Annotated in this window: 14 protein-coding genes; 12 read left to right on the top strand and 2 right to left on the bottom strand. The window is 41.5% G+C overall.

From position 1 onward, the window contains the following. Positions 1-179 precede the first annotated feature (179 nt). The 7 genes from MHH82_RS16325 (at position 180) to MHH82_RS16295 (ending at position 7004) form a co-directional block, all read left to right on the top strand. Complete coding sequence (locus MHH82_RS16325) at positions 180-1106, top strand: copper amine oxidase N-terminal domain-containing protein (protein WP_340966798.1); 927 nt, start codon at positions 180-182, stop codon at positions 1104-1106. 477 nt (positions 1107-1583) lie between these two features. Next, positions 1584-2000 carry a YjdF family protein gene (locus MHH82_RS16320; protein ID WP_015735436.1) on the top strand — a complete coding sequence of 139 codons (417 nt, stop codon included), beginning with the start codon at positions 1584-1586 and terminating at the stop codon, positions 1998-2000. 260 nt (positions 2001-2260) lie between these two features. Continuing rightward, the gene (locus MHH82_RS16315; RefSeq protein WP_145036526.1) at positions 2261-2440 is read left to right on the top strand and encodes a hypothetical protein; all 180 of its coding nucleotides are present in this window, start codon (positions 2261-2263) and stop codon (positions 2438-2440) included. A 377-nt stretch (positions 2441-2817) separates the two neighbouring features. Beyond that, positions 2818-3834: a phosphotransferase enzyme family protein gene (locus tag MHH82_RS16310; RefSeq protein WP_251495940.1), complete on the top strand. Its 1017-nt coding sequence runs from the start codon at positions 2818-2820 to the stop codon at positions 3832-3834. 753 nt (positions 3835-4587) lie between these two features. Then, entirely contained in the window at positions 4588-5343 is a 756-nt protein-coding gene (locus MHH82_RS16305) for a hypothetical protein (RefSeq protein ID WP_145036524.1), read from the top strand. A gap of 261 nt (positions 5344-5604) precedes the next feature. Beyond that, positions 5605-6270 carry a carboxylesterase family protein gene (locus tag MHH82_RS16300; protein ID WP_015735432.1) on the top strand — a complete coding sequence of 222 codons (666 nt, stop codon included), beginning with the start codon at positions 5605-5607 and terminating at the stop codon, positions 6268-6270. 197 nt (positions 6271-6467) lie between these two features. Then, entirely contained in the window at positions 6468-7004 is a 537-nt protein-coding gene (locus tag MHH82_RS16295) for an SMI1/KNR4 family protein (RefSeq protein ID WP_251495935.1), read from the top strand. 499 nt (positions 7005-7503) lie between these two features. Here MHH82_RS16295 and MHH82_RS16290 read toward each other — a convergent pair whose 3' ends face one another. Beyond that, entirely contained in the window at positions 7504-8355 is an 852-nt protein-coding gene (locus MHH82_RS16290; RefSeq protein WP_251495933.1) for an aldo/keto reductase, read from the bottom strand. A 172-nt stretch (positions 8356-8527) separates the two neighbouring features. Here MHH82_RS16290 and MHH82_RS16285 point away from each other — a divergent pair, with 172 nt between their 5' ends. From MHH82_RS16285 to MHH82_RS16265, 5 genes are all read left to right on the top strand, one after another. Then, on the top strand, positions 8528-8971 hold the full coding sequence (locus MHH82_RS16285) for a MerR family transcriptional regulator (protein WP_015735427.1): 444 nt from the start codon (positions 8528-8530) through the stop codon (positions 8969-8971). 2 nt (positions 8972-8973) lie between these two features. Continuing rightward, the gene (locus MHH82_RS16280; RefSeq protein WP_445661970.1) at positions 8974-9291 is read left to right on the top strand and encodes a DUF2264 domain-containing protein; all 318 of its coding nucleotides are present in this window, start codon (positions 8974-8976) and stop codon (positions 9289-9291) included. A 56-nt stretch (positions 9292-9347) separates the two neighbouring features. Then, on the top strand, positions 9348-10175 hold the full coding sequence (locus MHH82_RS16275) for a copper amine oxidase N-terminal domain-containing protein (RefSeq protein ID WP_340966794.1): 828 nt from the start codon (positions 9348-9350) through the stop codon (positions 10173-10175). A 555-nt stretch (positions 10176-10730) separates the two neighbouring features. Next, positions 10731-11222 carry a hypothetical protein gene (locus tag MHH82_RS16270; RefSeq protein ID WP_340966793.1) on the top strand — a complete coding sequence of 164 codons (492 nt, stop codon included), beginning with the start codon at positions 10731-10733 and terminating at the stop codon, positions 11220-11222. Between the two features lie 308 nt (positions 11223-11530). Then, positions 11531-12001, top strand: a complete 471-nt coding sequence (locus MHH82_RS16265; RefSeq protein WP_340966792.1) for a serine hydrolase domain-containing protein — start codon at positions 11531-11533, stop codon at positions 11999-12001. Between the two features lie 407 nt (positions 12002-12408). Here the strand turns inward: MHH82_RS16265 and MHH82_RS16260 are convergent, their stop codons facing one another. Then, positions 12409-12804: a YmaF family protein gene (locus MHH82_RS16260; protein ID WP_081746258.1), complete on the bottom strand. Its 396-nt coding sequence runs from the start codon at positions 12802-12804 to the stop codon at positions 12409-12411. Positions 12805-13773 lie beyond the last annotated feature (969 nt).

Here is a 13773-nt window from a genome sequence, read left to right as displayed (position 1 = left end):
TCCAGTAGGTAACGGTCTTAGCGATACTGATGTGAAAATAGTGTGGATATTGTTTGGGATATCAATGATTTTAGGTGTTGGTGGAGTGATCTATTTTTCTTATTCTATTTTTAAAAGAGATGATTAATTAAGCAAACGGGAGAGGATAGTTGAAATAAAGAAGAGAAGAGGTTTTAGTGATGAAGAAATTGGTATTATTTTCTTTTGCTGTTCTATGTTCTTCGCTTTTGTTACTTCCAACCAATGGGGCAGCCGCAGCAGTAAAAAGTCCAAAAGGAACACAAGTTGTTGTGAATAATCATGACTTAGATTCAAAAGATATTCTCATAATGAACAATCAGGTATTTTTTAGTCTGACTTCACTCAAAGGTTTAGATGGCTTAACGTTTGCCTGGAATAATACTACTAAGCAAGTGACAGTGAAGGGAGGCGACATTAACTTGCAGTTGACTATGAATAATAAAGTAGCACAAAAAAATGGAACTTCAGTTTCATTAAGCGCTGCTCCATTTATTCAAAACGGTAAAACAATGATTCCCTTACGTTTTGTTGCAGAAGCGTTGGACGGTTCAGTAACTTGGAATCAAAAGACCCAAACGGCGTTTGTTTCAAAACCAAGCACGAAACTGCTGACCGACGTTAAGAGTAGTGCATTAAGCACGGCCAGAAATGCTGCAATCAATCTTCCTAGAGTTTCACAGCTCACGGAGGACTTTGAACCATTTATGGAAGCATCCAGTCTTCAATATTATTTTCCGGAAAACACCCATGACCGATTCATCGAGCTCAATAATAATGTAATCCGCTATTATCAAATTACGAAGAACACAGCTTACCTTAAGTGGCAAGCTTTCATTAGCGAAAAGACCACTACGCAAGATAACCTTTATTTCATAAACCGCGCCTTTATAAAAGAGAACGGTTCCCTACCGAATTTTAAAGATACGACATTCGCCAACTTTCGCTGGATGCCTCATATTACTTCTACTGGATATGGTTTAATCACTAAGGAGAATTGGAATGACGTTGTTTTTAAACAATCCGAACTGCCTCAAGTTAATCTAAAAGAAAACTATATTATTGTTGACATTCCAGAAGAAAAATAATTAGAAGTTGTCATAAAGAGGAGTTTGCAGTTGACGCAATTATTATCGTAACGCCGCATGTCGGTATCGGTCCTTTTCGGCTAGGGATGCGCAGGGAAGAGGTGGAGCGGACTTTCCAAGCTTTGGGTCATTGGAGAGCTAATCATCGTATACCCGGTAATCCTAGCTATATAGAAATGCTGTTTATACGCGAACATTTCAATACGATGACAATAGTCGGGTGAAGTTCATTCAACTGATAATCCGCAATACGCGGATAACATCTGCATTCCCTGCCTGTTTCAAGGTGCAATTTCATTAAGCTAACGGGCAGGATAGTGGAACGGTTTAAGAATTTTGAAAAATGTGATATAACCTTAAAGGAGTGTAAAAACACAGATCGGTTGGTAGTCCGGTCGCACAGGGTCAGTTCCAGTGTCAGTGACCTTCCCCCCTCGGGATGTCCATCACTCCAGTAAAAACAGAGGGGGAGTAAGTGTGAAGCTTACCGTATTGTTTGATGAAAGTTGTAAGTACTGGATTGGTGTGATTGAGCAGGAAGAGCAAGGACGTCTAAAAGCTTGTCGTCATATTTTTGGTAACGAGCCAAAGGATCCGGAGATATTAGAGTTCGTTAGCGAGAAAATGATGGAATTGATGAACCTTACGAAGGTAGGAACGGATACGAAACGAAGTAAAAACACTCGAATAAATCCGAAAAGACTAGCTCGGCAGGCGTCTAGAGAGATTGCCCAACGAGGTTTATCTAGCCATGCTCAGGAGGCAATAAAGCTGGACCTCGAATCCAGGAAACTGCAACGAAAAGTGCATAATCGTCAACAAAATCTTGTGGAAAATGAAAGAAAATATCAACTTAGAGTTCAAAAGGCGAAGAAGAAGCACAGGGGCAAATAGTCAAAACCAAGTAGCGTTTCAGATGAAGCAGGTGGGACTGGCTCCATAGCGTAAGATAAATTAAAAACACCTTCAAGAGAAAACCATGTCATAAGATATGGTGACAATTTCGGGAGGTGTTTTTGCGTTGGCAACAAGAGTTAGTTAACCAGAATATTGGATGGCATTCCAGTGAAAGAAGTCATGAACCAAAGGTACAGGCGGAAAGTCGGTTTTTTTTGGTTTAAGTGAAATAAGTTTTATAAGGAGTTGAGAACAGCATGATTTACTATAAAGGAGCAGTACCTGGATCAGATAACTTCATTTATTTTAAAAGCGAAGTCAAATTGAAGGAAAGTGATGTTGTTGTTTTAGATGATAAGAAGTACTTCATTGAGAGTATTGATAATGGATTGTTGATCCTTCAGAGGGTTGGGTCAATTATATCAGTAAGTGTCTAAATAGGTAAAAAAAAGCTACGGTTGTCTGAAACCAGTGACGTCTAAAAATAAAGGAGTTCGTAAGTTCGAAGAAAAGGAAATATAAACTGTCCTTAAGCTTTTTTATGTAGAAAAGATCCCAAGATGTCTAGGGACAAGACATGATCCCATAGAAAGTCGCTATTTTAGCGACTTTTTTGTTTTATCGGTACTAGTTCTTGTTAACGGACAGGATAATTCAATGTTCGTATGGAATATAAAGGTAATCGATTAAAGGAAGATTTGCGTGCTTTTTCATTTTAGCGAAGACACCAGTATCAAATTAGACGGGATGAACGGTTACAGAGGGAAGAGTGAGAAAGAAGCGAAAATGTGTTGAATGAAAGAAGGTATAGAAAATGATACGAGAAATTGAAGAGCAATTCACTGAAGAGATCCTTACCGAAGCAATAAAGCGATATGACATTAATAAAGACACTGTTCGTTCATTGGGCGGTTATGAAAGCTTTGTTTATGAATACCAGAAAAACAACGGATTTTTCATATTAAAAATCTCACATACAATTAGAAGATCGAGAAATAATATACGGGGTGAAATTGAATTTTTAAATTATTTGTCGAATAAAGGACTGGCAGTTTCAAATGCTGTTCCATCAACCAGAGGTAATATGGTTGAAGAAATTGCTGCAGAAAATGGTTCGTTCCTAGCCATTTCATACGAAATGGCTCTTGGAAAAGAAGTGTCGGATGAAGATTGGAATGAATCGCTTTACGAAAAATGGGGCGAATTTATGGGGAAAATCCATCATGCCACAAAGGGTTATGAATGGCGTAATCCGGCGTTTAAACGACAAGCCTGGGACCAAGAAGTTCAATTAAAGGCGGAGAAGTACCTGCGACCTGATGATGTAATGATTTCAATTCTAAAACAAAGATTAACAAAACTTACTTCTCTGCCCAAGTCCAAAGATACATACGGTTTGATTCATAGTGACTTTAGTCAAAGTAATTTTTATCTGCATAACGGCGACATTTATTTGTTCGATTTCGATGATTGCAGTTATACGTATTTCGTAAACGATATTGGGATTACATTGTGTTATGCACTTTTTTTTCCGTATAAGGAATTTGAAAATAAAACGGAATATTATAGATTGTTTTTCCGCCATTTTATAAAAGGATATCTAAAGGAAAATACAATCCAAGAAGAAGAAATAGAATATTTACAAGAGTCTATTAAACTTCGTTATGTATTGCAGTATATTTATTTTCATCAAGCAAACGATGTGTCAAATTTGGATGAAGAATCAATGAACAGGTTAAAAGAGATTCAACAAATAGCCGCTTCTGATGAGCCTATGCTGCCGATTGACTTTGTTCATGAATTTAAAAGCATTTATAATAGTATTCATTAACCTGGGAGCATCGTATTTTACTAAAATAGGGGGAAGGGCTGACTCAACACATCCGGCTCATAGGGGCCGGCCGTGTTGTCGGGTGACAAAAACATAGTAACATTAGAAGCCGCTGATTCTGATTATGCGGCTTTATATATTTATGTTATCAAGTTGTTATCAAAACACTCGGAAACCGGATTTTCAAAAAGATTACTTAAGGTTTTCCGAAAAAAGATAAGCAATAGGTTTCAACGTGAGCGTCAAATAGCCCAGCTAGTAATCAAATGGGCGCAGGTATACAGTAGATAGTAAGGGTTATGTTATGCGACATGCAGGTTGGCGGCGATGACGACCACGGCATAAAAGGCTCCAGTACTTGCGACTCTTGGAAATCCTCAAGCTGGGATAACTGTTCAGATTGTTGAATTAAACTTTATTTTACCCCCATCCAAAACAGGACGGGGGATCTGTGCACATCAATTTTCAACTTTAAAAGATACACACCTTGTGAATATAAATGGAAAGCTAATGTGTTCATCTGTCGAGGGACAAGAACATAGTCCGATTACCGGCTAGATAAGTCTCTAACTATGTTTCCATGGAATTTTTTAAGCTAACGGGCAGGTTAGTTTAAAAACAATAATTTTGCTGTCTGGTAAAAGGGAAATTATAGGCCAATTGGCGAATGTATAAAATATATCTCCTAAATATTAGTACTACAAAGATTTTACTGGTAAATAGTTAATTATCAATTACATAGTGAGGTGTAATATGAACTCCAATTGCAAGGCACCTAAATTGCTGCAACAACTTGTGGAATGGGAAGGTTCTTTTGCACATGAGGTTGCATATCTAGAAAAACCATCAGGACTTTTCCTCGGATTAGATTATAGTCAAGATGGTTACTTCTGTACTCCCGTAGACAGCATTCCATTTGCCAGCACTGGTGGAGACGGTGTACACTTTGCACTCCTAACAGATTTTGGAATAGTTAAAGATTTAGAAGAAGCTTTAGTTATTAGAGTGTCTCCTATGGATCATGAACGTGTTCGTATAGTTGCGAAGAATATAAATGATTTTTTTTCACTTCACTTTTACAATGAATCGTTAGCATGGAACGAATTCCAAAATGAAGATCGATATTTAAGTCATCTCCAAGAAGAACAAAGTAGGGAAAGTAATTCAGAATGGTTTGATCATGATCGGTGGAAGTTCGAAAAAGGAAAGGTGTTAAATGAAGTAAAGAATCGGTTCAACATTTTGCCTATTGAACAGCCATTTTCCTATATAAACAATCTTCGTATAGAAAGATCATTCCAAGTAACTGTAAATACTCTAGATTCAATAGGCACCAAACAATTTATGCCAGCAGTGTCTAATGAAACTATAGAAATGTTAGCTCTCGTTCGCCATCTTCAACATACTTGCTCTGGTGATAAAACTTTAATTGACCGAATTGCCAATGATCTTCGTTTATTAGGGTATAACCACGAGGCTGACTCACTAGTTTCTCGTCTATTCATTTAAACATCGAACAGTTGCCGGTTGACAGCTGCTCCTTTTTTTCGTTAGAAAACAATCTATACAATTCACAATTATATTTAGGTGACACTCCATTGCACTAACGGGAAACGTTAGTGCAATAGAAGACGAGAAGGCAGCCGTTAATGAGATCGGCTCTTTTGTTCAACTAACGGGCAGTTTAATGCAACTGAAGGAATTCTGGGAAATATGGGGAATTCTATTTTTACCCCCTATGGGAGATATCAGTAAAGTGAGGGAGATACGATGAGTCAAACCGCAAATAAATTTGAAAAAGAAATAACTAAAAGAGTGCGGATGAAATACCTCTTACATTTGCCAGATCAACATGAAAAAGAATCCTCAATTAAGTGGCCTTTAATCTTATTTCTTCACGGGGCAGGTGAACGTGGAGATGATCTGGAGTTGGTTAAAGCACATGGAATTCCTATGATAGCAGAACGCGATCCTTCTTTTCCATTCATTACGATCTCCCCTCAATGCCCGGAGGATTCTTTTTGGAATGCTGAACAAGACGGATTGATGGCATTAGTAGATGAGATCATTGCAAACTATAACGTAGATCCAGATCGGATATACTTGACGGGGCTAAGCATGGGTGGTTATGGGACGTGGCACTTAGCAGCAGAATATCCAGGAAGGTTCGCAGCTATCGCTCCAATATGTGGTGGAGGTAACCCCAACCGGGTACATGAACTAATAGGAACACCCACCTGGGCATTCCATGGCGCGAAGGATGATATAGTGCCCATTGCTGAATCTAAAAAAATGGTAGACGCACTTCGCGAAAACGGTGGAAATGTCTCTTTCACAATTTATCCTGAGTCGAATCACAACTCTTGGACAGAAACATACGATAATCCGGAATTATACAGCTGGTTTCTAGGTCATTCTTTAATGGTAAGGAAATGAAGTTGTTTTACACTAACGGGACACGATAATTTAAAATAGCATGGAGCAGTTCGCCTGTAGGCAGCTGTTCCTTTTTTTAAGCTAACGGGCAGGGTAGTTCAATAATTTCGTGAATACTCTACATATGGAATGATTTACGAAGGTAGATAGAATGATAGTGCGAAGTCAAAAATGCAAAAAGGAGAGTTCTAGAATGTATGGACAATACCTCATTAAAATCCCTTGTTAAAGAAAAAGAGATCCATGAAACATATGAAGTAGCATCGAAAGAAGATATAGAAAAAACAGAAAATGATTTGAATTACAAACTACCAAAATCCTATTGTGATTTTGTATCACAGTTTAGCAATGGTGCATTTCTGTACATGATTCAAGAAGTAAGTGCAGTAGGAGATGGAAACAAACAAATCTTATCGATTCAGAGACTTTCTTTACAAAGAATGACGAGCGTTGAGACTCATAAAATGATTAATATTAGAGAGGGTGGATCAGTGGAAATAGGCCATTTAATCCCGTTTTCTCTAGATCATAATGGGAATGCATGGTGTTTCATTGCGAACCAGATGAAGAATGAAGAATACAAAGTTGCTTATTTCGATAGTCACAACCCAAAATTGTATGGAATCTTGGATAATTTCAATGAGTGGTTAAAGGTTTTGATAGACAATAGAGAGGAAGTAATTAGAACCTTATATGACGATAATGTGATTTCTACGGAACTAGGGTTGGGATAAATACTAGTTACAGCGAGATTTTTCAATCAGGAAACGTTGGAAATTGAGTGCGTCTCTAAGAAAAGGTGTGAACGAAGTTCGTGGATATATCGTTATTCGGAAACCGATAGATCAAGAGCGAACCCTTAGCAGTGCATGGCTTATAGACAGAATAAAAGAGCCGCATATGCGACTCAATTATTACCTGTCGGGGGAGAAACATGGTCCCATTGAAAGTTGCTAATTTAGCAGCTTTTTTGTTTTATCGGTACAAGTTCTTGTCCCGAGTCGAGGACAATAAGTGAATGAGTTTAAAGGGCAAGCGAGTTTACATCTCGCGCATGTTCTCCAAACCCTAACCAGATATCTTATTGTCGAGTTTAAACAGATATACTGACCGAATGAAATGGTAAATGGGTTAACAGAGTGGTTTGCCCCATTTCGCCCATAAGTATGATACTACACGAAAGGACAGGAGTTCCGGCCCTGTCCTTTCTAAATGGAGAAACCGGACCAAGGTTTACAGTTCGACTCTCCAGTTGCCCATCATCTTGGCGACTCCCGGATCGCGGTACGATAAGAATAAACTCTCCCGAGTATCAAGGGTGGAAATGTGTTCCATATCGTCCGCGCCCAACTCAAAATCAAAAATGTTGAAATTTTCGACGATTCGCTCTTTTCGTACTGACTTTGGAATGACAACAACTTCTCGTTGAACAAGCCATCGCAATACGATCTGGGCGACGGATTTGTTGTGTTTTCCCGCGATCGAGGTCAGCACTTCGTTGCCGAACATATTGTTTCGTCCTTCAGCGAACGGCGCCCACGACTGGTGTTGCACGCCCTGATCTTTTACGAAAGCAGCGCTCTCTATCTGCTGGTAGAACGGGTGCGTTTCAATCTGGTTGACGGCGGGCACAATTTCGTTATGCACAATGAGGTCCATCAGACGATCGGGCATGAAGTTGCTGACCCCGATGGCCTTGATTTTGCCGTCATGGTACAGTTCTTCCATCGCACGCCAAGTGCCGTAGTAATCACCGAATGGCTGGTGAATCAGGTACAGATCGAGATAATCAAGCTGCAGCTTCTTCAGGGATTTTGCAAATGCAAGCTTGGCACTCTCGTAGCCGGCATCCTGAACCCAAATCTTTGTCGTAATGAACAGCTCCTCACGCGGAACACCGCTGCGCTTGATCGCGCGTCCGACCGCTTCCTCGTTAAGGTAACCGGCGGCGGTGTCGATCAAGCGGTAACCGACCGACAGCGCTTCGTACACCGCGTTCTCGCACTCATCAGTATCGGGAATCTGGTAGACACCGAAGCCTAGGATCGGCATTTTCACACCGTTGTTCAAAGTTACAGTTTGCATTGCGATTCCTCCTATTGTTCAAATGTATAACAGCAACCGGCGCGTAACCCCAACATCGGGGACTGCAGCGGGAATTCCGATTACGACACAGTTGCATTACAATAAGCATAGTACCTTCGTGTTACACGAAGGCAAGAGGCTCTTATTCTTTTTTATCCAAGGGGGATTCCACATGTATACGGTCAAAGAAGCCGCTCAAATCACGGGGCTCACTGAGCACGCCGTGCGCTTTTACACGGATAAAGCTCTAGTGCCAAGCGTACAGCGCAATGAGAATAATATTCGATTATTCGACGAAGAATCGATCAACTGGCTGCATGGCATCAAATGCCTCAAGCAATCCGGGATGCCGATCGATGTCATAAAAATGTATATCGATTTATGTCTCGAGGGGGATTCTACCATTCCACAACGCTACAGACTCATGATGGAGCATAAAGAAGCTGCGCTCGCTAAGCTGGAAGAAGCCAAACAGCACGTTGCCCATTTGGAAGAGAAGACGGCACTGTACCAGGCCATTCTGGAGAACCGCTCACCAGACACGATGAATCCCGCCCACTGGGGCAGAATTCAGCATATGCACGGGGACGTGTTTTACTCGAGCTCTGCTCGTTAGGCGTGAGATACCTTTTTGACAGGACCGGCGTGCTTACCCTCGGTTATGCCTATCCGAATCTGGTGATGGCGGAAAATTATAATGCGCCGGGTTCGCCGTATTGGGCGCTTAAAACCTTTCTTGTGCTGGCACTTGCTGAAGATTCCCCGTTCTGGACCGCGGTGGAGGAGGAGCTTCAGGCAGGCCCCGCCATCTCGGTACAGCCCGAGCCACATTTAGTGGTTTGCCGAGACAAGGAGACGGGCCATGTGGCTGCATTCAACGGCGGAGAGGCGAAAATAGGTATTCCGTTCATTTTGGGCAACTTTTTCATGGAATAGGACGTCTAAATAAATAGGACTGGAACAAACTAGGGCTGATTTGAGGGGGAGGGCATTTGAAAAAGTTATTGATTAGCATATCGACGGTCATGATTTTTTTTCTTGCGAACGTCATTCCAACACAAGCATCAGGCAATGAAGTAATCGAGCATGGTATTCTAAAGAACAATCGAGTGTTGATCCCTATACGGGCAGTATCTCAGAACATGGGTATCGATGTGAAATGGAACCAATTTCAAAAAACAGCTCAATTGACCAAAGGCGAAACTGTAATCACACTTGCGGTTCAATTCAAAAGGGCCTTAGTAAACCAGGACCGCGTTGATTTTGATGCTCCGGTTGAGCTCATCCAAAACACAACTTATGTACCTTTAAGGTTCGTTAGCCAAACCATGGGAGCAGATGTGAAGTGGGATCAGAAAACCAAAGAAGCCACCGTTATCCTGGATGGCAAGCAAGTCGTCGTTAAGTTGATGAAGCCGAAGTATCAAGTACCTACCAAACAAAGACTAAGTGACACTCGTATTGCGCAATTATCGGAGAAATTGAACGAGGCATCTGATCTATCGAAAGTGAAACAGGTTCGCACTTACTTCAAACCTTATTTTACGGATCGTCTAATTCAGCAAATCATAGAGCAGGAAGGACTTCACTTTAAAGAAATGAATTTTGATATGAATACGGCAACGGTAAACTATGCAAGCAATACTAGCGCGATCCTTATTCAATCCTACATTCCAGGAAATATATTAACGGGCGAGCTGCATTATGTTTTTGATCGGGAAGCGCACATTATTTATGCTAATGGAGCATGGAAGGTGGACAAGGTAAGCGATCATTTGAGACAGATCCCTAATATGAGCCTGGAACCCGATCTTCAGTAGTGATATCTAACCAAATCATGCCCAGCTCAATGGATAGAGAGGATCTGGCTTAGTCATTATCCATGTAAACTAAAGAAGCCGCAATTTTGATATGATCCCCTTTAAGTAGACAGTGTGTAAAAGCGCATTAAAGTCTTCTTGGAGGGGACTTTTTTCATGGGCGAAATACGAAAAACATATGACATCGAAATCAAGCGCTAGGCTGTTGCGATGTTCCTGGAGGAAGATCTTGGCTAATGTCGGGTGACAAAAACATAGTAACATTAGCAGCCGCTGAATATGCAGCTTTTTCTATTTATGTTATCAAGTTGCGAGTTAGGTCTTACTATATAAACATAGTTCGATATTACTACTTTCTGTCTGTCCTATTGGACCTAGATCTGTTATTATAAAACAAATAACGGAAAAGGCGAGGACATCAGCATGGCTAAAAAATTGAATATCTTTTTATCTTTTCTAATATCTATTATCATCGCATTCAGCTGCGGTGTGTATTTCTCGGAAGACTTGGGTTATAGTCGGAGTGAACCAACTATAGTTAAAGCTGGGCAAACAGTGGATGCCGAAAACGAACATTCCAACGGAGATGGCGAAAAAGGCGCAACGATTTCCACGGATCAGAATCAAGGAGGTAACGAAACGGCCTACGACGAACCCGAAGCTACCCGAGTGACAGCGGAGAATCGTTTTAGCGACCCAAGAGAGTTCAGATATAGTGTAAATTCAGCGAACGGTATCACGCTGACGTGGCTCGTCGATAATTTGACCGGCAAAACGATCAACTACTATACCGTGAAGGTCAGCACATTTAATCCCGTAGGAGACCCTTCGTATGACGAGCACTCCGGAAAGAACTCTTTCAATCTTCAATATGTCGGTCCGGTCATACCGGGGTTAGAACTCGGTGTGTTTGAGCTCTTCACGTATCAAGGTGCTTTGGATTCAATCCGTATCGACGAAGTTGACCTGGAATACGCGGACGGCACCAAAGAAACCGTCGTCTACAATCGCACGACTAAGGACGATAGCGGGCTCAATAATAGATAGGAAAGTTTATTGCCACTTGCATAGTATTCATGTTAGAGGAAAGAACATACATATCCATTTAAGTCCGCGTTTTACGCGGATTTTTTATGGTTTGAATTTTGTTTTGTCTCGTAATTTAGATTGAAATATCTTTGAGTGTATATCATGATATTGAATGTTCATGGTGAACAAACTAATTAATTGCAGGTGGTTCAACGCGTGAACGTGGTATGTCTGGCACTTAGGCACTTTAGATAAAGGTCCTACCGTTTCAGATGGAACCTTTTGCTTAAAAATATTAGTTCAGCGAGTGGGTCGGCAGCGCCGGGGTGAGCAGGTTGGGCGAGGAGGCGAAGCCGCCTACAAACGGGCACTTCCGGATCGGCAGCAACATCAAGACCTTCACGTCGACCGTGATGCTGCAATTGGTTGCCGAGGGCAGGATCGGGCTGGACGAACCGGCGGTAGACTACCTGCCCGAGTTCGGGCTGGACCGGCGGATCACGGTGCGGATGCTGCTGCAACACACCAGCGGGGTGTTTAACTTCACCGGCGAGTACTACGAAGACGGGACGGTCATGCCGGGGATCCCCTGGCAGGGTCAGGAGTGGGTAGACAATCGGTTCAAAACCTACCTGCCGGAGGAGCTGGTACGGCTGGCATTGTCAAAGCCGGTGCGATTCGAGCCGGGAACGGACTGGAGCTATTCCAACACCAACTACGTACTGGCCAGGCTGCTGATCGAGAAGGTCACCGGCAGCTCGCTCGCCGAGGAGATGCAGAGGCTGATTTTGTTGTAAATTTGCGTTTTGCTGGCGGCACCCTTATAAAGAGTTCAAAGTGTAATACGGACAAGTCATTGAGGAGTATTTTAAGAATAAAGAGCTACATCATGACTTTCGGTGCCGAAAAGAGCGTAGAGTACGAAGCCTTAAGAATTCTTCAGTCTATGAAATTATGGAGTATTTAATTAAAGAAAAGGGGATGGAAAAGGGTGGCCTTTTCGTAGATCACCCATGCATCCCTTATGTGAAGAACTATCATTGTAGCCCGAATAAGTATAGAGTGAGAATAGCGATAACGAAGAGTATAAAAATGTGTGGCTGTGTTGGTGCGGTTGTGAATCGAGACGTTAGAAGCGTAACAAGAATAGAAAGATAAAGGTTCAACCCATGGAAATAATCCATAGATAGAACCTTTATTCGTATTACACGCGCTTAATGTTTTCAATAATAATCCCGTGACGATGAAGTGTAGAACCGCTTACTCGAATCGGCACAGTCGTTCTGCCAGAAATAAGATGTCTATGACCATCCGCGAATTGAGTCATTTGACGGAACCGATGGAAGTGACGAGGTCCTTGACCATTGATTGCTGCTCCAGTTATACCCGAATAGCGATGTCGATGTCCGTCAGCTATTTGAGTAATCCCATTAAACGAATGTCGATGTGTGCCAATACCAGGAATAAAGCGATCTGTTAAATTGCGAAAGCGATGTCGATGTCCCTCATTAATGGAAGTGTTGCCAGACATCCGATGCTGAAAACGATCGGTGGTTTGTGAAAGGTGTGCTTTCTTGAGTGATTGCTTTCCTTTTTTCATCTTCACATCTCCTCAGAAATAAAATTAATCATAATTTATGAAGAAGTCATATGTGGGGGAACGGCGATTACCAAGATGGGTGACATTAAGCGCTGAATATCCGTTTAACTAAGGTGGTTGCTATGGTCTGATAAGACTGTCGGGGGACAAGAACATAGTCCCATTGAGAGTCGCTATTATAGCGGCTTTTTTTGTTTTACGGTACAAGTTCTTGTCCCGAGTCGAGGACAAGAACTTGTACCGATTGCCGAAAAGGACAAGAACATGAGCCGATTACCGATTAGATAAGCATCTAACTATGTTTCCGTGCAATTTCATTAAGGTAACGGGCAGGATTACTCACCAGTCTGAATTGATTGAAGAATCGCTTGTGAAAGATACATTAAAACTGGCTTATGTTGCGTTAAGCAGACCGCGCTATTTCGCAGGCGTAGCGATGCATAAAGAAAATGTTTCGGATGAAACCATTTTGGTCGCAGCAAGACATTATAGGAGGATCGTAAAAGTTGGGAACACGAATCCCTTTCAGAGGAGTTGTCGCATCTGACTTTACAATCCGTTAATTGATTTTGGAGAAAAAGCTATTTGAAGTGCATATCAAGCTGTCTATATGCGATGAGACACAATTCTAATCCGACTTATTATGTCGTCCGACGGGCTGCTGGATAACTACTGGGGACGAACTTAGTCCCAACCATCAAAATGCTTCTGATAACCCGAATTATATAAAAGAATATTTCAAACTGACCGAACCTATAGAAGGATTCGATATTCGATAACATGAAGAAAATTCACTTCTATTTAACGAGATTCGAATAATACTGTGTCCGAAATTAGTGGAAAGCGCCTTGATAGTGGCACCAGATATGATCGAAATGCTGGCATCCATAGCCATGATTCATCGTAGAAGGCCAAATGTCCATATTTGTATATGGAAGGTAAACACATGTATATCGATGCTTCATTGCC

It is taken from the genome of Bacillus sp. FSL K6-6540 (genome assembly GCF_038007545.1).
This window is presented reverse-complemented; position numbering and strand designations above follow the sequence as displayed.

Coding starts and splice junctions, on each gene's coding strand:
- MHH82_RS16325 (WP_340966798.1), top strand. CDS start 180: ATGAAGAAATTGGTATTATTTTCTTTTGCTGTTCTATGTTCTTCGCTT.
- MHH82_RS16315 (WP_145036526.1), top strand. CDS start 2,261: ATGATTTACTATAAAGGAGCAGTACCTGGATCAGATAACTTCATTTAT.
- MHH82_RS16310 (WP_251495940.1), top strand. CDS start 2,818: ATGATACGAGAAATTGAAGAGCAATTCACTGAAGAGATCCTTACCGAA.
- MHH82_RS16305 (WP_145036524.1), top strand. CDS start 4,588: ATGAACTCCAATTGCAAGGCACCTAAATTGCTGCAACAACTTGTGGAA.
- MHH82_RS16300 (WP_015735432.1), top strand. CDS start 5,605: ATGAGTCAAACCGCAAATAAATTTGAAAAAGAAATAACTAAAAGAGTG.
- MHH82_RS16295 (WP_251495935.1), top strand. CDS start 6,468: ATGGACAATACCTCATTAAAATCCCTTGTTAAAGAAAAAGAGATCCAT.
- MHH82_RS16290 (WP_251495933.1), bottom strand. CDS start 8,355: ATGCAAACTGTAACTTTGAACAACGGTGTGAAAATGCCGATCCTAGGC.
- MHH82_RS16285 (WP_015735427.1), top strand. CDS start 8,528: ATGTATACGGTCAAAGAAGCCGCTCAAATCACGGGGCTCACTGAGCAC.
- MHH82_RS16260 (WP_081746258.1), bottom strand. CDS start 12,804: ATGAAAAAAGGAAAGCAATCACTCAAGAAAGCACACCTTTCACAAACC.